Source organism: Nocardia sp. NBC_00565 (genome assembly GCF_036345915.1).
Taxonomy (GTDB): Bacteria; Actinomycetota; Actinomycetes; order Mycobacteriales; family Mycobacteriaceae; genus Nocardia.
Genome location: NZ_CP107785.1, coordinates 5,890,175 through 5,909,777, shown reverse-complemented (window position 1 = coordinate 5,909,777; position 19,603 = coordinate 5,890,175). Strand labels below are relative to the sequence as shown.

The 19,603-nt window shown below is 66.5% G+C and carries 15 protein-coding genes and 2 pseudogenes; 7 read left to right on the top strand and 10 right to left on the bottom strand.

Annotated elements, in window-relative coordinates:
• The first annotated feature begins 65 nt into the window (after positions 1-65).
• The 5 genes from mtrA to hpf all read left to right on the top strand — a co-directional run bounded on the left by mtrA (position 66) and on the right by hpf (position 6,332).
• Positions 66-743 (top strand): MtrAB system response regulator MtrA, encoded by a 678-nt coding sequence (mtrA, locus tag OG874_RS27355; RefSeq protein ID WP_433200345.1) that lies wholly within the window; start codon positions 66-68, stop codon positions 741-743.
• Between the two features lie 187 nt (positions 744-930).
• Positions 931-2,841, top strand: coding sequence for an MtrAB system histidine kinase MtrB (gene mtrB / locus OG874_RS27350; RefSeq protein ID WP_330257436.1), 1,911 nt, complete (start codon positions 931-933; stop codon positions 2,839-2,841).
• 2 nt (positions 2,842-2,843) lie between these two features.
• Positions 2,844-4,661: an MtrAB system accessory lipoprotein LpqB gene (lpqB, locus tag OG874_RS27345; protein WP_330249985.1), complete on the top strand. Its 1,818-nt coding sequence runs from the start codon at positions 2,844-2,846 to the stop codon at positions 4,659-4,661.
• 70 nt (positions 4,662-4,731) lie between these two features.
• A complete protein-coding gene (locus OG874_RS27340; protein ID WP_330249984.1) occupies positions 4,732-5,376 on the top strand; it encodes a ComF family protein in 645 nt (214 codons plus the stop codon).
• 248 nt (positions 5,377-5,624) lie between these two features.
• Entirely contained in the window at positions 5,625-6,332 is a 708-nt protein-coding gene (gene hpf, locus OG874_RS27335) for a ribosome hibernation-promoting factor, HPF/YfiA family (protein ID WP_442943431.1), read from the top strand.
• A gap of 169 nt (positions 6,333-6,501) precedes the next feature.
• Here the strand turns inward: hpf and OG874_RS27330 are convergent, their stop codons facing one another.
• The 3 genes from OG874_RS27330 to OG874_RS27320 are packed head-to-tail and all read right to left on the bottom strand — an operon-like array spanning position 6,502 to position 8,270.
• A complete protein-coding gene (locus OG874_RS27330) occupies positions 6,502-7,029 on the bottom strand; it encodes a hypothetical protein (RefSeq protein ID WP_330249983.1) in 528 nt (175 codons plus the stop codon).
• Positions 7,030-7,089: 60 nt separating this feature from the next.
• Positions 7,090-7,542 carry a hypothetical protein gene (locus OG874_RS27325; protein ID WP_330249982.1) on the bottom strand — a complete coding sequence of 151 codons (453 nt, stop codon included), beginning with the start codon at positions 7,540-7,542 and terminating at the stop codon, positions 7,090-7,092.
• Between the two features lie 11 nt (positions 7,543-7,553).
• On the bottom strand, positions 7,554-8,270 hold the full coding sequence (locus OG874_RS27320; protein WP_330249981.1) for a helix-turn-helix domain-containing protein: 717 nt from the start codon (positions 8,268-8,270) through the stop codon (positions 7,554-7,556).
• Positions 8,271-8,677: 407 nt separating this feature from the next.
• On the opposite strand from OG874_RS27320, the pseudogene OG874_RS27315 reads away from it, so the two are divergent.
• Positions 8,678-8,932 (top strand): annotated as a pseudogene (locus tag OG874_RS27315) (hypothetical protein); the annotation flags it as partial.
• A 40-nt stretch (positions 8,933-8,972) separates the two neighbouring features.
• Here OG874_RS27315 and bluB read toward each other — a convergent pair.
• The 6 genes from bluB to OG874_RS27285 all read right to left on the bottom strand — a co-directional run bounded on the left by bluB (position 8,973) and on the right by OG874_RS27285 (position 15,933).
• The gene (bluB, locus tag OG874_RS27310) at positions 8,973-9,608 is read right to left on the bottom strand and encodes a 5,6-dimethylbenzimidazole synthase (RefSeq protein ID WP_330257434.1); all 636 of its coding nucleotides are present in this window, start codon (positions 9,606-9,608) and stop codon (positions 8,973-8,975) included.
• A gap of 231 nt (positions 9,609-9,839) precedes the next feature.
• On the bottom strand, positions 9,840-11,087 hold the full coding sequence (locus tag OG874_RS27305) for a fatty acid desaturase family protein (RefSeq protein ID WP_330249980.1): 1,248 nt from the start codon (positions 11,085-11,087) through the stop codon (positions 9,840-9,842).
• A gap of 99 nt (positions 11,088-11,186) precedes the next feature.
• The gene (locus tag OG874_RS27300) at positions 11,187-12,599 is read right to left on the bottom strand and encodes a fatty acid desaturase family protein (RefSeq protein ID WP_330249979.1); all 1,413 of its coding nucleotides are present in this window, start codon (positions 12,597-12,599) and stop codon (positions 11,187-11,189) included.
• A 79-nt stretch (positions 12,600-12,678) separates the two neighbouring features.
• Positions 12,679-13,836 carry a ferredoxin reductase gene (locus OG874_RS27295; RefSeq protein ID WP_330249978.1) on the bottom strand — a complete coding sequence of 386 codons (1,158 nt, stop codon included), beginning with the start codon at positions 13,834-13,836 and terminating at the stop codon, positions 12,679-12,681.
• A gap of 98 nt (positions 13,837-13,934) precedes the next feature.
• Entirely contained in the window at positions 13,935-14,480 is a 546-nt protein-coding gene (locus tag OG874_RS27290; RefSeq protein ID WP_330257433.1) for a DUF6912 family protein, read from the bottom strand.
• Between the two features lie 40 nt (positions 14,481-14,520).
• A complete protein-coding gene (locus OG874_RS27285) occupies positions 14,521-15,933 on the bottom strand; it encodes a WS/DGAT/MGAT family O-acyltransferase (protein ID WP_330249977.1) in 1,413 nt (470 codons plus the stop codon).
• Positions 15,934-16,550: 617 nt separating this feature from the next.
• On the opposite strand from OG874_RS27285, the gene secA reads away from it, so the two are divergent.
• Positions 16,551-19,376 (top strand): preprotein translocase subunit SecA, encoded by a 2,826-nt coding sequence (gene secA / locus OG874_RS27280; RefSeq protein ID WP_330249976.1) that lies wholly within the window; start codon positions 16,551-16,553, stop codon positions 19,374-19,376.
• Positions 19,377-19,445: 69 nt separating this feature from the next.
• On the opposite strand, the pseudogene OG874_RS44890 reads toward secA, so the two are convergent.
• A pseudogene (locus OG874_RS44890) lies at positions 19,446-19,568 on the bottom strand (type II toxin-antitoxin system RelE family toxin); the annotation flags it as partial.
• Positions 19,569-19,603 lie beyond the last annotated feature (35 nt).

Below are 19,603 nucleotides of genomic sequence, written 5' to 3'. Positions count from 1 at the left end.
GCGGGTTCGCAGCATTAATGGCGTGGCGGCCCGTTCCTGGCCAGAGAGATGACAACATAGTACTTATGAAGCCGAAGATTCTGGTCGTCGACGACGATATGGCACTCGCTGAGATGCTCACGATCGTCTTGCGCGGGGAAGGGTTCGACCCGCATGTGGTCGGCGACGGCACGCAGGCGCTAGCGGCGGTTCGTGAGCTCCGCCCCGATCTGGTGTTGCTGGACCTGATGCTGCCCGGTATGAACGGTATCGACGTATGCCGGGTGCTGCGGGCCGACTCCGGAGTTCCGATCGTCATGCTGACGGCGAAGACCGATACGGTCGACGTCGTGCTCGGTCTGGAGTCCGGGGCCGACGATTACATCGTCAAGCCCTTCAAGCCGAAGGAACTCGTCGCCCGGGTGCGTGCCCGCCTGCGCCGCACCGAGGAGGAGCCGGCGGAGCTGCTCTCCATCGCCGATATCGTCATCGATGTGCCCGCGCACAAGGTGACCCGCGGTGGCGCGCAGATCTCGCTGACGCCGCTGGAGTTCGATCTGCTGGTCGCGCTGGCCCGCAAGCCGCGCCAGGTCTTCACCCGTGAGGTGCTGCTCGAGCAGGTCTGGGGCTATCGGCACGCGGCCGACACCCGGCTGGTGAACGTGCACGTGCAGCGGCTGCGCGCGAAGGTGGAGAAGGATCCCGAGAACCCGGAGATCGTGCTGACCGTCCGCGGGGTTGGTTACAAGGCCGGACCACCGTGAGCGAGCGCAGCGAGCGAACCGAGGACACAGCCGAGTTGCTCGGTCATGTCGGAGCCGAGCGCCAGCGAGGCGTAGGCATGAGCGAGCGAACCGAGGACACAGCGTTCGCGAGAACGGCGCAGCCGAGCGCCAGCGAGGCGAAGCCGTGATCGGAGGCGACGCGGATCGTTCGACCGCATCGCCCGCAATGGTGCAGCGTCTCGAACGATCCCTCGCGCCGGTGGCGGCTTGGCTCAGGGAGGTCGGCAGCGCACTCGGCCACGTTTGGCGGCGTTCGCTGCAATTGCGCGTCATCGTGTCCACACTCACCCTGTCGCTGATCGTCATCACGATTCTCGGTGTGGTGCTGACCAGTCAGATCACCGACCGGTTGATCGACGCGAAGATCAACGGCGCGGTCGAGGAGATGGATCGCGCCCGCAATACGGTGGAGAGTCAGCTCGCCGGCGTGCACGACATCGGCACCCAGCAGCAGCGTCTCATCGATGCGCGCAATGCGCTGTCCAACCGCGGCGGCTCCGGCCAATCCACCGGCGTCGCAGGCAGTTTCGACTCGGCGCTGAGCCTGGTCGGCGGTACTCCGCAGCAGCAGATCTCGACCGGGCCGATCCAGGAGGTGCCCGAGGAACTGCGCCGGTTCGTAGCGCGCAATCAGGTCAGCTACCAGTTCGCGACGGTTGCCGATCCGGACGGCTACCACGGCCGCTCGCTGATCGTCGGCAGCCCGAGCGCGGAGATCCCGACGCTGCAGATCTACCTGATCTTCCCGCTGGCCAATGAGGAGCGCAGCCTGTCGCTGATGCGCGGCACCATGATGATCGGCGGCATCGTGCTGCTGGTGCTGTTGGCCGCGATCACCGCGCTGGTCACCCGGCAGGTGGTGTTGCCGATCCGCTCCGCCGCGCGGATCGCGGGTCGCTTCGCCGACGGGCGGCTCAAGGAACGCATGCTGGTGCGCGGCGAGGACGATATGGCGCGGCTGGCCCAGGCCTTCAACGAGATGGCCGAGAGTCTGTCCAACCAGATCAGTGAGTTGGCGGAGTTCGGGAATCTGCAGCGCCGCTTCACCTCCGATGTCAGCCATGAGCTGCGGACCCCGCTGACCACCGTCCGAATGGCCGCGGACCTGATCCACGGCAGCAGCGACGATCTGGATCCGGCGCTGGCGCGCAGCTCCGAACTGCTGGTCACCGAACTTGACCGGTTCGAGGGTCTGCTCAACGATCTGCTCGAGATCAGCCGCCACGACGCCGGTGTGGCCGAACTGCAGGTCGAATCGCTCGACGTGCGGATGTGCGCGCGGGCGGCGATCTCCACCGTGCGGCATCTGGCCAAGGAATCCGGTGTCGAGGTCGTCATCGATATGCCGGAGGATCCGCTGGTCGCCGAGGTCGATCCGCGGCGGGTGGAGCGGGTGCTGCGCAATCTGCTCGCCAACGCCATCGACCACAGCGAGGGCAAGCCGGTGCTGATCCGGATGCGCGGCGATGTCGAGGCCAATGCGGTCGCGGTGATCGTGCGCGACCAGGGCGTCGGCCTGCGGCCCGGTGAGGAGAAACTGGTCTTCAACCGGTTCTGGCGTTCGGATCCGTCGCGGATGCGGCGTTCCGGCGGTACCGGCCTCGGTCTATCGATCAGCGTCGAGGACGCGAATCTGCACGAGGGCAAGCTCGAGGCGTGGGGTGAAATCGGTATCGGCGCGAGCTTCCGGCTGACCCTGCCGCTGGTGCGCGGCAAGAAGTTGGGCGCGAGCCCGCTGCCGCTGGAACCGGTGCTGCGCAGGGCGTTGCCCGCGCCACCGGTCGACACGGACCCGGCCCTCGAGGCGAAGGTCACGGAGTTGGCGGTGGTTCGCATCGAGCTGAACGGCGCCGAGTCGACCCCGGTCCCGCGGATCGAAACCGAGCCGAGTGCCGTCGATGCGACGGACGCGGATGCCACCGACGCCGACTCGAACGGCGTCGGCTCGATCGGGTCCGCACCCACCAATGGCACGGTGGCGGCGGCCGATCCGGATGCCGCCACCGACGGCGACATCGTCGAACCAGAGCAGGCCGGGCGCGGCGCGTCCGGTGACACCGGGGACGTACAGTCATGAGGGTGCGTAGCTGGTTCCCGAAGCGCGTATCGCTGCGGCCGTCCGTGCTCGGCGCGGTCGCCGTCGCGACATTGCTGGTGCTCACCGGATGCGCGAGCCTGCCGGAGTCCTCGGCGCCGCAGGCGCTCGGCACCATCAATCGCGAACCCACCTCCGACGGTCCGCCGCCACCCATCGCCGGCCGCGATCCGGACCTGTTGCTGCGCGACTTCCTGCAGGCCACCGCGGATCCGGCGAACCGGCACCTGGCCGCACGCCAGTACATGACACAGTCGGCGTCGGCGCAGTGGGACGACACGGCGGGCACCCTGATCGTGGACAAGGCCGATACGCTGCGCGAGTCGCGCTCCGGCGATAAGGCGACCTACGTGATCCGGGCGCACAAGGTCGGCGAACTCGCTGCCGACGGCGCGTATCGAGCCATCGACGCGCCCCTGGAAAACAAGATCGAGATGACCAAGGTCGACGGCGAATGGCGCATCGATGAGCTGCCCGACGGCGTGGTGATGGAACAGACCGCGTTCGCCAAGTCCTATCGCCGCTACGTGCTGTACTTCATCGACCCCTCCGGCACCACCGTCGTACCGGATCTGCGCTGGATCTCGGTGGCCAAGAACCAGCTGACCCAGCGGCTGCTCAGCCTGCTCTCCGAGGGCACCCAGCCCGCGCTCGCCTCGGTGGTGCGCAATGAACTCGCGCCGCCGGTGACCGTGCGCGGCCCGATCACCAAGCCCAATAACGACGATACCGACGTCGGCGTCGGACTCGGCGGCGTGCGCATCGATTTCGCCGGTGCCTCCGCGCTGTCGCCGCGCGATAGGGAGCTCTTGGCCGGACAGGTGGTGCTCACGCTGGCGGGCGCCGAAATCCTCGGTCCGTACATGCTGTTGGCCGACGGTAAACCGTTCGACGATCGCTTCGCCGCCAACGGCTGGTCGGTCGCCGATGTCGAACAGCTGAGCCCGGCCGTCTACGCGCGCAACCAGATCGGGCTGCACGCCTTGCGCAACGGCTCGCTGGTGCAGGTCACCGATAGCGGCATGATCACCCCGCCCGGCTATTTCGGCGCGGTGAACAATCTGCAGTCGGTCGCACTGTCACCGGACGGTCAACTGGTCGCCGCCGTGGCCGACGCCGGTCGTCCGCCGCCGGAGCCGCCGCGCACCTTGATGGTCGGCAGCTATGGCGGCAATGCCTTTCCGGTCGCCGCGGGCTCGACCATCAGCAGGCCGTCCTGGAACGCCGACGGCACCGCCGCCTGGGCCGTCATCGATGGTGAACGGGTCATCCGCGCGGTCAACGATCGCGCCACCGCGACGGTCTCGGTCCAGGAGGTCGACACCTCAGCGCTGACGACCTCGCCCCAGGGGTCCGCGTTGCGGCTGCCCATCACCGAGTTGCGGATCTCCCGCACCGGGGTGCGGGCGGCGCTGATCGCCGACGGCAGGGTCTATCTCGCGGTGGTCGAGCGACGCCCGGACGGCAAGTACGCGCTCACCTCGCCGCTGCCACTCGCGCTGACGCTCAGCACCCGCGCGGTGTCGTTGAGTTGGCTCACCGCGGACACCATCGTCATTGCCAGGGAGGGCAATGTCGATCCGCTGTCGACTGTTTCGATCGACGGATCTCAGCCGAATCCGCAGATCAGCCAGAATCTGACCGCACCCGTCCGGGTGGTCAGCGCCTCCCCGGATGCCGAGTACGTCGGGGACTCCCGCGCCGTACTCCAACTCCAGTACAGCGAGCAGAGCACCGACCGCTTCTGGCGCGAGGTGCCGGGTCTCAACGGCGACAACTCGGTTCCAGTACTACCCGGCTGACCAAACGAGTACCGCGCCACCGGCATTCGGCCGATGCGAACCTGTCGGTGGGCGGGCGCAGACTACGGCGATGCGGACACTGCTGGACCTGATCCTGCCCGCGGCCTGTGCCGGATGCGGGACGGCCGGGGTCGGCTGGTGTGCGGAGTGTGCGGCGACCGTCGCCGGGCCACCGGTGCGGGTGCGGCCGCGCACCGATCCGGGCGTGCCGTGCTGGACGCTCGGGCCATATGCCGGTCCGGCGCGACGGGCGGTGCTCGCGGCGAAGGAACGCGGACGACGCGATCTGGGCGAGCCGCTGGGACTGGCGCTCGCGCACGGGCTGGGGCGGCTGCGCGATGGCGAGCGACCACTGGTGTTGGTGCCCGCGCCGAGTCGGCGGGCGGCGGCGCGGCGTCGCGGCGGGGATCCGGTATCGCGCATGGCGCACGCAGCGGCCGGGTGGCTGCCGGATTGCCGGGTGGTACCGATGTTGCGGGTGTGGTGGGGTGTGCGTGATTCGGTGGGCTTGACAACCAATGAGCGACAACACAATATCCGCGGTCGAGTAGTGGCCCGGCCCGGTCCAGGAGCCGGGCCGCGGATTTCGGCGAATACCGAGGTTGTGCTGGTCGACGACGTGCTGACGACCGGTGCGACCGCGCGCGAATCGGTCCGTGCGCTCAGCCGGATCGAAGTGCCGGTTTGTGCCGTGTTGGTGACGTGTTCGGCTTGACTCCGGAAAATTTGCGTGAACACTGGCGTACCGCCCGTTGTCGTACTAGCGTCGCGATCACACACCCGAACCGGGAGTTTGGAGGTGGCGCCTCGGACATCAAGTGCCGAGAGATTGTCGATCGGCACGGCTAATCCCGCCGCACGTACGTTGGTTTGTGTGGCCATATCCGGGAGGTACGCGTGACGACTTCTTCACGACCTTCAGTGAAAGTTGCCCCCTCTGTTAAAGAGGCTCAGTCATCGGTGCTGGATGACGGCACCCTGGAAGCAACAGATGAACCCACAGCGGACCGACCTCGAGCGCCTCGCGCCGATGTCGTGGTGAAGGGCCGCAATGTCGAGGTTCCTGACCATTACCGAATTTATGTCGCGGAGAAAATCTCCCGTCTCGAACGCTTCGATCCGTCCATTTTCCTCTTCGATGTGGAGTTGTTCCACGAGCGCAACCGTCGTCAGCGCAAGAGCTGCCAGCGCGTCGAGATCACCGCGCGCGGCAAGGGGCCGATCGTCCGGGCCGAGGCCTGCGCGGACAGCTTCTACGCGGCGCTCGAATCGGTGACCGCGAAGCTGGAAAGCCGATTGCGCCGGACGAAGGATCGGCGCCGGGTGCACTACGGGGACAAGACTCCCGTGTCGGTCGCCGAGGCCACCGCCGATCTGGTCGATGAGTCTCTGTTCGCGCCGGAGCACGGGACAACGACCGCGGCGCACGACCATCCCGAGGTCGAGGGCCGACGGTCCGCCGAACCGGAATCTCCGGATTACGCGGCCGGTCCCGGCCATATCGTTCGAACCAAGGTCCACACCGCGACCCCGATGTCCGTCGACGACGCCCTCTATCAAATGGAGCTCGTCGGTCACGACTTCTTCCTCTTCCAAGACAAAGAGACCGACCGACCGTCGGTTGTCTATCGTCGGCACGCGTTCGACTACGGCCTGATCCGGCTAGCGTAGGTTCTCCGTATCTCCGGGTATTCAGCCGACGGGTTGGGTGCCCGGAGATTTTGCGTTCAGGTGCCACTGATTTGGTACGCACATGGGGAACTCGTCGGGTACGTCCAGAATTCAGCCGGGTGCTGGACCGGCGGCTCGCGACGACACGGTCGTGGTACTTACGACCGGCCTAAGGTCCGGGGTGGCGGGGGAGCTCTCGGAAAAAGGTTCTGTGCAGCAAGGAATCTCGGCGTCGCGGGCGCATCGCCTGCACCATCACCAGATCGGCGAAGGTCTCCGCATCGCGTTCCCGAGCCGATTCGTAGTCACTGCGTCCGAGCACATACGCGATGGACTCCGGCGAGATCGAGGGCAGCAGTTCGGCGATGGCGGTCAGCGGCCGGGGCGGCGGTGTGGGTTGTGCGGTGGCCGATTCCGGTCCGTGGCCGAGCAGCATATGACCCAGTTCGTGCACGATGATGTGCTCGGCATGCCATTCGGTGGTGTCGGCGCCGTAGACGATGATGTCGCTGTCGTACTTGGCAATCCACAGACCGCTGCCGGTGCCGCAGCCGGTGCCGGCCAGCAATGCGGTGTCGACGGGTTGCAGGGTGATGGTGCGACCGCGATGGTCGGCGACGGCGTCGAGGTAGTCGGTCAGATCCCAGGGCGACGGTATCGGTACGTCCCGGGACACTTCCCGAAATCGGTTCTGCATACCGGGCATTCGATGAATCTCCTACAGCGTTGCGGGTCCGGCCCCGTGTAGGAGACGATGCTACCGAGTGTTCGGAAACCGTTCGATCTGTGGTCGGTCCGGCACTGGTTGATCCGTGCTCGCGATGAGCGCGGTCAGCGTCGTGAGATCGACATCGGAGCCGCGCAGCGCGATGCTGGCGACATTGGCGTCGCGCATGGTGGCCAGGAGTTCGAGTTCGCGATCGATTGCGGCCGCCGCGGGTCCGGAGCTGGTCAGGTAGTCGGGGCTCACGCCGAAGCAGTGCGCGATCGCGATCAGCAGGTCGGATCCGACTGGTGCGGCGTCGAATTCGCCGCGGCGCAAACGGTCGATCCGGCTCACCGGGACGTCGCGGCCCAGCTGCGCGCCGACCTGTTCGGCCACCGAGGCCGTCGTGCGCTCGGGCTGCGAACGCGGGTGCACGGTGGCGAATAGTCGATTCACCTTGTGGCTGAGCGTCATTCGCGCTCGGCCCGTCGCATCGTCGGTCATCTACTCGCCCTCTACTGCTTACCGTTTCGAATCGATGCCGCGCCGGGATCGGCCGCCAGCCAGCGTGCCCGGAATCGGGCCTCGGTCGCGGTGTCCACGTCCTCGGCGCGCCCGGCCAGCCAGCGACGATACCGACGTTCCGCCAGTTCGGCGGGATCGCTCGACGCCGCGGGGACATCGAGCAGATGGGAGAACGCCATCGCGACCAAGGGGCGCAGCGGCCGCCCCGGACCGCCGTTGCGTTCCAGCATCGCGGTGGCGTAGCGCGCGGACAGCCGGGAGACGACCCCGTTGAGATCCGAAATCGCCGACACCAGATGGGGTTCGGTGGTCCGACCGCGCTCGACCGCGTCATTGAGCCGACCGGCGGCGGCGAGTAGGCCGGTCAGATCCGCGAGCTCGAAGCGGATCGAGTCGGGGCCGGAGACGATCGACTCGCCGGTGCTCGCGGTGTGTGCCGCGGTTTCGCCCGCGGTCGGTTCGCCGCCCGCGTAGGTGCGTGCCGCACTGCCGGGCAGCCAGCGCAGTGGCGCGTCGAGTTTGTTCAGGGTGTGCGTGCTGATCGTCGCATCGCCGTCTTCGATTTTCCGGATCGTCGGCGCGGAGGGCCCGCCCAGATCGCCGATCTGCATCTGTGTGAGGCCGAGTTCGTCCCGGCGTTCCTTGATGATGCGGCCGAAGCGCTTCTGTCGCGACAGCTCCGAAGGGCTTTGCATAGTGAGCCTCATGCTAGAGCTCTTTTGGGCGAAAAGACAACTTCATAGAAAAGGTTTGAAAAACTAATAGAAAGATTGCTACTGTTCGTTCGCGCTGAAAGGTGTCGACGTCGGCCTTGCGTTCCGGGACGAGCAGGGGCGTTCGCCGGGACGGGCGCATCCGGTCTGCTGCGCAATGGCGCGCGGTAGGCCGGACTCCGCCGCCTCCGCGGACCTCGCCGGTCGTGGGTGCTCGGGGATTTGCGTCGTGGGCAAGGCGATAAGCCGTCGGATCCGTTCAGGGCGTGATCCGGTGAGTTGTCCATGGCTTGTGGACTCGGTTGGCGCGCGGCAGGTCGGTCCTGCGGGACAGTGGCCCGGCTCAGCGGCCGAATGGAGGGGATCGCTGAGCCGGGTGCCGTCGGGTGTCGGCTAGAGGCTTGGATCTCGGTCTCGACGCCGGGTGTGAGGGGTACACGGTGACGAGGGCGTGCGCCGAGCGCACCACCGGCGAGGTGATGGGGGAATCGGCCGAGAAGATGGCTCGCGTGCATGGGATCAGCCGGGCGGATCAGGACGAGTTCGCGGTGCGCTCGCATCACCGGGCCGCCGCGGCCATCGATTCGGGGCGTTTCGATGGCGAGGTGTTGCGGGTGCGCACGCCCGAGGGCGCGGACATCACGCGCGACGGGCTCTGATTGCCGTGGGAGCGATCAGTGTGAGTGCTGGTACGGCCTAAGGGGGCGGAGGGGCGGGCGAGTAGGTTTCGTGGTGGATGGCGTCGGTCAGGGGGCGGCCGGTGCGCCAGCCGAAACGTTCCAGGTCGGGGATCTGCTGGAATTCGTGAACCGGGCCGACGCAGAGCCAGGCGACGGTGCGGATGCCGTCGGGGAGGCCGACCAGGTCGGCCAGGAATTCCGCGTCGTAGAACGAGACCCATCCGACGCCGACCTGTTCGGCGGTCGCGGCCAGCCAGAGGTTCTGGATCGCGAGAACCGCTGAATAGATGCCGGTTTCGGGGACGGTGGCGCGGCCGAGCACCTGCGGGCCGCCGCGGTCGTGGTCATAGGTGACCACGATGCCGGTACCGCTCTCGGTGATGCCCTCGATCTTGATCGGCTCGAAGGTCGCCGCCCGCTCCGGCGGCAGTGCGTCGCGGAATTCGATCCGCTTCTCGGCGACATGATCGGCGAACTTCCGTAGCGTCGCCGCCTCGCGCACCACCACGAAGTCCCACGGTTGCGAGTTGCCAACACTGGGCGCCCGATGCGCGGCATCCAAAATCCGCCACATCGTCGCATCGTCGACGAGGTCCCCGGTGAACTCCGCACGCACATCGCGCCGCAACCGAATGGCCTCGTAAACACTGATGTCCGCAACACCCACCTGCCCAGTCAACCACCAGCGAATGACCACCCTCGACGCAGGTCAACGCCCGCCGCCGGCTGCGTGCCCGGTGGCTGCGCGCGTACCAGATGACCGTCACCGGACGGACGGGCCGCACACTCGTCTCCTAACAGTGCGGACCGTTCCGGACGGGATCGGGGACGGCGAAGGCGCCCGCCAATTTTGGTGGGCGCCTTCGTTTTCCGAGAGCAGGTCTCAGCCGATGGGCAGGGCACGCTTGGCGAAGCGGCGGCGCCCATCGGCGAGGGCGGTGCGCAGGCCGCGGCGCTTGCCGGTGACCGGGTCGAAGCTCGGCACGGCATTGCCTTCGAACTTGCGCTCCGAGGCGGTCTCGGGGGCATCGTCGGCGGTCGCGCGCAGGTACTTGTTCGGCAGCGCCAGCTTGAGGATGGTGCGCCAGGACTTGTAGTACTGCACCGGGAGCGAGCCTGTGGTGTAGGGCAGGTCGTACTTCTCGGCCAGGGCGCGCACGCGCACCGCGATCTCGGCGTAGCGATTGCTCGGCAGATCCGGGAAGAGGTGGTGCTCGATCTGGTGGCTCAGGTTGCCGGACATGAAGTGCGTGATCGGACCACCGGAGATATTGGCGCTGCCCAGCATCTGGCGCAGGTACCACTGGCCCTTGGATTCACCTTCGATATCGGCCTTGGTGAACTTCTCCGCGCCGTCGGGGAAGTGGCCGCAGAAGATCACCGCGTTGGTCCAGACATTGCGGATCATATTGGCGGCCAGGTTCGCGGTGAGCGTCGAGACGAACGCGGGCCCGGTCAGCAGCGGGAACAGCAGGTAATCCTTGCCGACCTGCTTGCCGATCTTGACCAGCACCTCGCGGCGCTTGACCTCGAACTCGGCCCGCTCGGGCGAGCCTTCCTTCAAACGGCCGATCTTACCGAGCTCCAGATGCTGGATCGCGACGCCGTATTCGAAGAACAGCTGCAACACCAGGTTGTAGACCGGATTGCCGATATTGAACGGCTTCCAGCGCTGGTCCCGGGTGACGCGCAGCAGGCCGTAGCCGATGTCGTCGTCCATGCCGAGCACGTTGGTGTACTTGTGGTGCAGGTAGTTGTGCGTGTGCTTCCAGTGCTTGGACGGGCCGGTGTTATCCCATTCCCACGAGCTGGAGTGGACCTCGGGATCGTTCATCCAGTCCCACTGCCCGTGCATGACGTTGTGCCCGATCTCCATGTTCTCGATGATCTTGGCGGTGCTGAGCAGGGCGACGCCCGCGAACCAGGCGGGCGGCAGGAAGCTGGCGAAGAGCACCGCGCGCCCGCTGATCTCGAGCGCCCGCTGCAACCGGATGACATTGCGGATGTACCGTGCGTCCCGCTCACCACGCGAGTCCTCGATATCCCGGCGGATCGCGTCGAATTCCGCGCCGAGTGCCTCCACGTCAGCTTCGGTGAGGTGCGCGTATTCCTTGACATCCGAGATCGCCATGGTGGTTACAGTACCGTAGGTTACGAGACCGTAGGTTATGAGGAGCGTCACCTAAATGTGGTAAATCCCCTATTGCGAATGTGTCCTCGGGATGCTATATCACTTGCGGCGTCGAATGCGCCGGATCGCCCGCTCCCGCATGGCTTTGCGCTGCAACGTGGTCTTTTCCTGACGCGCCTTCTCCTGCAGCGCCAGCTTGGCCTCGCGCAGCACTTCCTTCTCGTGCCTGGCCTTCTCCCGCAACACCACCTTGGCCTCGTTCAGCGCCGAACGCAGACCGCGGCGCTTACCGGTCTCGGGGTCGATGGGCAGCCAGTGCGTCTCGTTCCACTTGTCGGCCAACTGCTCGGCCGTCGGCATCGAGGGCATGGCGGGCAACGAGACCCCCGCGAACTTGCGCTCCGAGGAGGTCTCCGGCGCGTCGTCCGCGGTGCGCTTGAGGAAGCGGTCCGGCAGCGCGAGCTTGTGGATGGTCCGGAAGGCCAGCAGATACTGCTTGCCGAGCGAGCCGGTGGTGTAGGGCAGGTCGTACTTATCGCACAGTTCGCGGACCCGCTCGGCGATCTCCGGATACCGGTTGCTCGGCAGGTCGGGGAACAGGTGATGTTCGATCTGGTAGCAGAGGTTGCCGCTCATGAAGGCCATCGCGGGTCCGGCCTTGAAGTTGGCGCTGCCGAGCATCTGGCGCAGGTACCACTCGCCGCTGGTCTCGCCCTCGAGCTGCTCGATGGTGAATTTCTCGGCGCCGTCGGGGAAGTGGCCGCAGAAGATCACCGCGTACGCCCACAGGTTGCGCACCAGGTTGGCGGTCGCGTTCGCCTTGAGTGTCGACATGAAGGCCGGTCCGGTGAGCGCCGGGTAGAACAGGAAGTCCTTCGCCACCTGGCGGGTGATCTTGCGGGCGAACTCCTTGTTCGGCTCCGACGTCAGCTGCTTGGGCGCGCCGGACATTTCCTTCTCGATATCCCAGTCGTGCAGCGCGATACCCCATTCGAAGGTCGCGGCGAGCAGGATGTTCGCGAACGGCTGGACCAGGTGGACCGGCCGCCACTCCTCGTCGCGGGTCATCCGCAGGATGCCGAACCCGAGGTCCTCGTCCTTGCCGAGCACATTGGTATAGGTGTGGTGGGAGTAGTTGTGCGCCCGCCGCCACTGCGACGAAGGCCCGGTCATATCCCATTCCCATGAGCTGGAGTGGATCTCGGGATCGTTCATCCAGTCCCATTGCCCGTGGCTGATGTTGTGCCCGAGTTCCATATTCTCGATGATCTTGGCGACCGACAGCAATGCCGTTCCGGTCAGCCAGGCCCAGCGGTTGCGGCTGCCGAACAGCACTGCGCGCGCGACGACTTCGAGGCCGCGCTGCGCGGCGATGGTGCGCCGGATGTACTTCGCGTCACGTTCGCCGCGGGACAATTCGACGGAGCGTCGAATGGAATCGAGTTCCTGGCCCAGTGTTTCGATGTCGGCCGCCGTGAGATGGGCGAACGCCTTGATATCGGTGATGGCCACCGGGGTCCTTTCCCTGACTGGATGTACCTCGAGGGTACCTGTCGGATCCTCCCGACGGTGCGGCTGCGTGTGTGCTGTCTCAGACGTCGAGCGTGCAGTCGCCCGCCGCGGCCGAGATGCAGGTCTGCACCTTGTCGCCCTCGCGGCGCTCGTCACCGTTGCGCAGATCGCGGGTATGCCCGGAAGTCAATGTCACGACACAGGTCTGGCAGATACCCATCCGGCAGCCGAACGGCATCTGCACACCGACGGTCTCGCCCGCCTCCAGCAGGCTGGTCGCGCCGTCGACTTCCGCGGTGCGCCCGGTCTTGCCGAAGGTGACGGTGCCGCCCTCACCGACGGCAGAACGCTCGATCTCGAATCGCTCCACGTTCACGCGATCGCTGATGCCCGCATCGCGCCAGTGGTGCTCGATCTCGTCGAGCATGGCGGCCGGGCCGCAAGCCCAGGTCTGGCGCTCCCGCCAGTCCGGGAAGTGCTCGTCCAGCGCGGTCAGCGAGAAGCGGCCGTGCTCGTCGGTGAGGTGCAGGTGCGAGGAGAAGCTGGGGCGGCGATCGTGCAGATCACGCAGTTCGGCGCCGAACATCACGTCGTCGAGGGTTCGTGCGGAGTGCACGTGCACCACATCGGTGACCACATCGCGGCGGTCCAACGCGCGCAGCATGGCCATGACCGGGGTGATGCCGCTGCCCGCGGTGAGGAACAGCACCTTCTCCGGCGGTGGCGAGGGCAGTACGAAACCGCCCTGCGGTGCGGCCAGCCGGACCACGGTGCCCGCGGCGACACCGCTGACCAGATGACTGGACAGAAAGCCCTCGGGCATCGCCTTCACCGCGATGGAGATGAGCCGCTTACCGCGATGTTCCGGATCGGTCCAGTTCGGCGGGCAGGTCAGCGAGTACGAACGCCAGTGCCAGCGGCCCTCGACCAGGATGCCGATGCCGATGTACTGACCAGGCTCGTATTTCCAGTCGAAGCCCCAGCCCGGCTTGATGACCAGGGTGGCCGAGTCCGCGGTCTCCTTGCGCACCTCGACAATTCGGCCGCGCAGCTCCCGGGCGGACCACAGCGGATTCGCCAGGTGCAGATAGTCGTCGGGCAGCAGCGGGGTGGTGACGCGCGCGACGGCTCCGCGCAGCACGTTCAGCCGTCCGCCGCGCTCGGCGACCTCGGCCGCCGGAGCCTCCAGCCATTCCTTGACCGTCCGCACCGAGGATGCCGCTTTTCTCAAGACCATTGCCGCCGTTCGTCTCCCTGTCGTAGCGGCCACCAGTGGGCCCGCCTCGCAGCCAGGTTACGGCATCGTAGGTTAGCGCGGAGTGTCGAGGTTGTTCGTCACAGAAGTTCGAGCAGAAATGGCAGTTCCTGCGCGGCATACCAGGCGAGCTGATGGTCCTCGGCATCGCCGAGCACGAATTCGGCGTCGGTGTCGCCGAGATCGGCGGCGTCGACGACATCGACCGCCTTGGCCACCTCTGGTTCGGCCTCGGCCAGGTCGACGTGCACCGAGGCGATTCGGTCGTAGGTGATCGGTCCGGCCAGGCGAACCACCGCGTCGTCCAGGTCAGGGCGCAACTTCGCGCCGGTCACATCGGCCGCGATGACCGCGCGCCGGTAGACCGGGCTGTGGTAGGTCGCGGCCGGTGCGGGGCTGTCGGCGTCCGCCGATTCGGCGTCATCGGCGTCATCGGCCGCCTCGGCGGCGTCCTCGCGCTCGGCGGCCAGCAGTCGCAGCGAGGCCCGCGCGGCCTCGGCCATCGCCACCTCGGCCAACTCCTCGTCATCGCCGGAGGCGTAGGCCTCGCGCAGCGTCGGCGTGACCGCGAAGGCGGTGCCGCCGACCGGGAGCAATTCCCGGTTCGCGACGAGCTCACGCAGCATCGGCACGGTGGTGGGGACATACACCCGCAGGGTGTTCTGATCAGACGCAGGCACCGAGCATCTCCTCCATGGACTCGTGCACCGACGCGGCCAGCACATCGATATCGGCCATCGCGTCGCGGTCGGCGTTGAGTCCGTAGAAGACGCGTCCGTCATAGGACGTGATCCCGATGCTCGAGGCCTGGTTGCGCAGCAGCGGCGACACCGGATACATCTCCAGCATCCGCGCGCCGCCGATGTACATCGGGGTCTGCGGACCCGGTGCGTTGGTGATCACCAGATTGAACGTGTGCTCTGCGAACGTACTCGCCGCCCGCACGCTCATCGCGTGCAGGCTGGCCGGAGCGAATCCGGCCAGGTGCACCAGGGTGCGCGCGCGGACACCGCGCTGGTGCTTGCTGTTGGCCTCGGTGGCATGGGAGATGTGCGATATCCGCATCACCGGATTCGGTTCGCCCACCGGGAGATCGATGAGGAACGAGGACACCTCGCTGGCCGGTTTGAGCTGGTCATCGATGCCCTCGACATAGACCGACATCGGCACCACCGCGCGCAGCACGGTCGATTCGGTGAGCGCCTCACCCCGGGAGAGCAGCCAGTTGCGCAGCGCGCCGGTGACCACGGCCAGGATCACGTCGTTGATCGAGCAGTCGAAGCGCTTGCGGATCTTGCGGTAGTCCTCCAGATCCGTGCGCACCACATCGAAGCGCCGGTTACGCGAGGTCTTGGCGTTCAACGGACTGTCCGGTGCGCCGATGGTGGCCGCGCGCACGGCCGAGACCACCGAGTCCACCGCCTTGCCCGTGGTGGCGACCACCGAGAACGCGTGCGCGCTCGCATCGCGGGCGACCTCGAGCGCCCCACGCGGCTGGGCTGCCAGCTGGGCGAGCGCGCCGACCAGCAGCTCCATCTCGTTGGGTTCGCGCGGTGCGATCCAGGCGTCGTCGGCGATATCGCGCGGCGAGGCGCTGGTGTCGAGGATGACGTGCCCGATCTCGAGCGCGGTATCCCCGTCGACCAGCGCCGAATGCGATTTGGTGAAAATCGCGGACCGACCCTCCGCGAGTCCCTCGATCAGATACATCTCCCACAGCGGCCGGCTCTGATCGAGCGGTCGCGATGCCAGCCTGGCCACCAGATCGTGCAGCTGGCAGTCGGTGCCCGGAGCGGGCAGCGCGGAGCGGCGGATGTGATAGGTGATGTCGAAGTGGCTGTCCTCGACCCAGACCGGGCGGCCGAGCGCGAACGGGATTTCGCGCACCTTCCTGCGATAGCGGGGGACCAGGGAGAGCCTGCTCTCCACCAGATCGACCAGCCGGTCGTAGTCCAGCGCCGGTTCCCCCTGCGCGGTGTCGTTGCCTCGGACGATCGCGAGAGAGCCGATATGGATCGGATTGCTACTCGACTCGAGCCGATAGAACGATGTGTCCTGCGGCGTCAATCTCGTGATCACGCTGCCAGGTGCTCCTTTCGGTGTGGCTCCCACCCGAGCCGTTCCCACGCCCATTGTGGTCGCCCACAACGGTTCGTCCTGCCCCCTGTGGCATTTCTAGCGATATCCGCACACCCCTTTACCCGGACCCAGGATCCGTGGGAGGTTTCATCGGCTCGGTTCCGGGGAACTCGATTCGATCACAGCGAACGAGGTACCGTGCGGGACATGCCCAAGGCCGCGCTGCCCTTTATGTCATCGCATGCCATCCGACCTCAGCAGATGAGATTGTCGCGGCCGGTACAGCGGACGACTTACATCGTATGACACCGACAGTGCGGCGGGTTCGACTCCAATTCGATTGGCCCGAAGTTCTCGTCGGGTCGTGTGCGACACACGGGTACGGTGAGAAGAAACGGCTGCCGCCTAGGTGGTGGCGGGTACTGCGCTATGTCGCTGGTCCACGGCGCCGACCGTTTCGAGCGACCTGCATGCAGTCGCTACGGACTACCATGGGCGCCGCATTACCATGAACTGTGCCGCGGATTCCGCCATGCTCGGCGGGGGCCCGCGTGCACACTGCCCGACCGGGTGACGGCCGAACATTTGACACACCGACCAGAGGACTGACGAGACCCGTGCCTGCGCTGACACTGACGAGGTTGCTACGGATTGGTGAGGGACGCACGGTCAAGCGGCTCGCCCACCTCGCGGACGAGGTCCTCGCGCTCGGGCCCGAGATCGAGGAGTACACCGACGCCGAACTGCGTGCCAAGACCGACGAGTTCAAGGACCGCTACGCGGACGGCGAATCGCTGGACGATCTGCTGCTCGAGGCGTTCGCGGTGGCCCGCGAGGCGTCCTGGCGGGTGCTGAACCAGAAGCCCTACAAGGTGCAGGTGATGGGCGGTGCCTCGCTGCACCTCGGCAATATCTCCGAGATGAAGACCGGTGAGGGCAAGACGCTCACCTCGGTGCTCGCCGCCTACCTGAATGCGATCAGCGGCGACGGCGTGCATATCGTCACCACCAACGACTACCTCGCCAAGCGCGACTCGGAGTGGATGGGTCGCGTACACCGCTTCCTCGGCCTCACCGTCGGTGTGATCCTGTCCGGCATGACGCCGGCCGAGCGTCGCGTGTCCTACAACTCCGACATCACCTACGGCACGAACAACGAATTCGGCTTCGACTACTTGCGCGACAACATGACCCACTCGCTGGACGATCTGGTCCAGCGTGGGCACAACTTCGCCATCGTCGACGAGGTCGACTCGATCCTCATCGACGAGGCCCGCACCCCGCTGATCATCTCCGGTCCCGCGGACGCCTCGAGCAAGTGGTACGCCGAATTCGCGCGCATCGCACCGCTGCTGAAGAAGGACCTGCACTACGAGGTCGATATCAAGAAGCGCACCATCGGCGTGCACGAGGCGGGCGTGGAGTACGTCGAGGATCAGCTCGGCATCGACAACCTCTACGAGGCCGCCAATTCGCCGCTGGTCAGCTACCTGAACAACGCCATCAAGGCCAAGGAGCTCTACAACCGGGACAAGGACTACATCGTCCGCGACGGCGAGGTCATCATCGTCGACGAGTTCACCGGTCGCATTCTGGTCGGACGCCGCTACAACGAGGGCATGCACCAGGCCATCGAGGCCAAGGAGGGGGTGGAGATCCAGCCGGAGAACCAGACCCTGGCCACGATCACGTTGCAGAACTACTTCCGCCTCTACGAGAAGCTCTCCGGTATGACCGGTACCGCCGAGACCGAGGCCGCCGAACTGCACCAGATCTATGCCCTCGGCGTGGTCCCGATCCCGACGAACAGGCCGATGGTCCGCGCGGATCAGTCGGACCTGATCTACAAGACCGAAGAGGCCAAGTTCGCGGCCGTGGTCGACGACGTCACCGAGCGGCACGAAAAGGGACAGCCGGTGCTGATCGGTACCACCAGCGTCGAGCGCTCGGAGTATCTGTCCAAGCAGTTCACCAAGCGCGGCATAGCGCACAACGTGCTCAACGCGAAGTTCCACGAGAAGGAAGCCGAGATCATCGCCGAGGCCGGTCGGCCCGGCGCGGTCACGGTCGCGACGAATATGGCCGGTCGTGGTACCGACGTCGTACTCGGCGGCAACCCGGACATCATCACCGACATCATCCTGCGCAAGGAGGGTCTGGATCCGGTGGAGACGCCGGACGAGTACCAGGCCGCATGGTTGCCGACGCTGGAGCGGGTCAAGGAGCAGACCGCCGAGGACGCCGATCTGGTGCGCGAGGCGGGCGGTCTGTACGTACTCGGCACCGAGCGGCACGAGTCGCGGCGTATCGACAACCAGCTGCGCGGTCGTTCCGGTCGCCAGGGTGACCCCGGTGAGTCCCGGTTCTACCTGTCGCTGGGCGACGAGCTGATGCGGCGCTTCAATGGTGCGGCGCTCGAGGCCATCATGACCAGGCTGAACCTGCCCGATGATGTGCCGATCGAGGCGAAGATGGTCTCCAAGGCCATCAAGAGCGCGCAGACCCAGGTCGAGCAGCAGAACTTCGAGATCCGCAAGAACGTGCTCAAGTACGACGAGGTGATGAACCAGCAGCGCACCGTCATCTACGGCGAGCGCAACCGGATCCTGCGCGGCGAGGATATGGAGGGCCAGGTCCAGGAGATGATCACCGACGTGGTCATCGCCTATGTCAACGGCGCCACCGCGGAGGGCTACGTCGAGGACTGGGATCTGGACAAGCTGTGGACCGCGCTGAAGACGCTGTACCCGGTGAACGTGGACGACAAGGAGCTGACCGGCGAGACCGGTGTCGGCGAAGCGGGCGACCTGACCAAGGAAGAGCTGGTCGAGGCGCTGCTCGATGACGCACACGACGCCTACGACAAGCGCGAGCAGCAGATCGACGGTCTGGCCGGTGACGGCTCGATGCGCAATCTCGAACGCCAGGTGCTGCTTTCGGTGCTGGACCGCAAGTGGCGCGAACACCTCTACGAGATGGACTACCTCAAGGAGGGCATCGGCCTGCGTGCCATGGCGCAGCGTGATCCGCTGGTCGAGTACCAGCGCGAGGGCTTCGACATGTTCGCCGCGATGCTCGAGGGCCTGAAGGAGGAGTCGGTCGGCTTCCTGTTCAACCTGCAGGTCGAGGTGCAGCAGCCGGAGCCCGAGGGCGTCGCGATCGATCCGGGCCTGCGTTCCCCGGTCGGTGCGGCCCCGCGTCCGCTGCCGACCCAGGAGGCCCCGGTCGTCAATGGCGCGCCGGCGGCCCTGCGCGCCAAGGGCATCGGCGACACCCGCCCGAATAACGGCTTCAGCTACTCGGGGCCGGACGAGGGCGGCCACGCCGCGACCCATAGCGACGTCGAGGAGTACGGCGACGGCTCCACCCGCCGCGAGCGCCGCGAGGCGGCCCGCGCGCAGGCCAAGCCGAAGCGGGCGCCGAAGACGCGTCGTCGGCACTGACGCTCGAACCACGAAGGCGCACTTGGGCTCGGAGTCCAAGGGCGCCTTCGTCGTCTCTGGCTCAGGTGTCTAGCGCTCGTAAAAATCGCGACGGTGCCCGGCGGTAATGACGAGGATGATCAGCTTGCCGTCATCGACTTCGTAAACCAGGCGGTAGTTGCCGACGCGTAGTCGGAATCCTGGGCGGCCGGCAAGAGCCTTGACGTCTACCCCGTCGCGTCGGTATG

Excerpts from the sequence above, each read along its gene's own strand:
- OG874_RS27295 (WP_330249978.1), bottom strand. The coding sequence starts at position 13,836 with ATGGTCTTGAGAAAAGCGGCATCCTCGGTGCGGACGGTCAAGGAATGG.
- mtrA (WP_433200345.1), top strand. The coding sequence starts at position 66 with ATGAAGCCGAAGATTCTGGTCGTCGACGACGATATGGCACTCGCTGAG.
- OG874_RS27330 (WP_330249983.1), bottom strand. The coding sequence starts at position 7,029 with ATGCAGAACCGATTTCGGGAAGTGTCCCGGGACGTACCGATACCGTCG.
- OG874_RS27320 (WP_330249981.1), bottom strand. The coding sequence starts at position 8,270 with ATGAGGCTCACTATGCAAAGCCCTTCGGAGCTGTCGCGACAGAAGCGC.
- OG874_RS27325 (WP_330249982.1), bottom strand. The coding sequence starts at position 7,542 with ATGACCGACGATGCGACGGGCCGAGCGCGAATGACGCTCAGCCACAAG.
- OG874_RS27290 (WP_330257433.1), bottom strand. The coding sequence starts at position 14,480 with ATGCTGCGTGAGCTCGTCGCGAACCGGGAATTGCTCCCGGTCGGCGGC.
- mtrB (WP_330257436.1), top strand. The coding sequence starts at position 931 with ATGGTGCAGCGTCTCGAACGATCCCTCGCGCCGGTGGCGGCTTGGCTC.
- OG874_RS27305 (WP_330249980.1), bottom strand. The coding sequence starts at position 11,087 with ATGGCGATCTCGGATGTCAAGGAATACGCGCACCTCACCGAAGCTGAC.
- OG874_RS27340 (WP_330249984.1), top strand. The coding sequence starts at position 4,732 with ATGCGGACACTGCTGGACCTGATCCTGCCCGCGGCCTGTGCCGGATGC.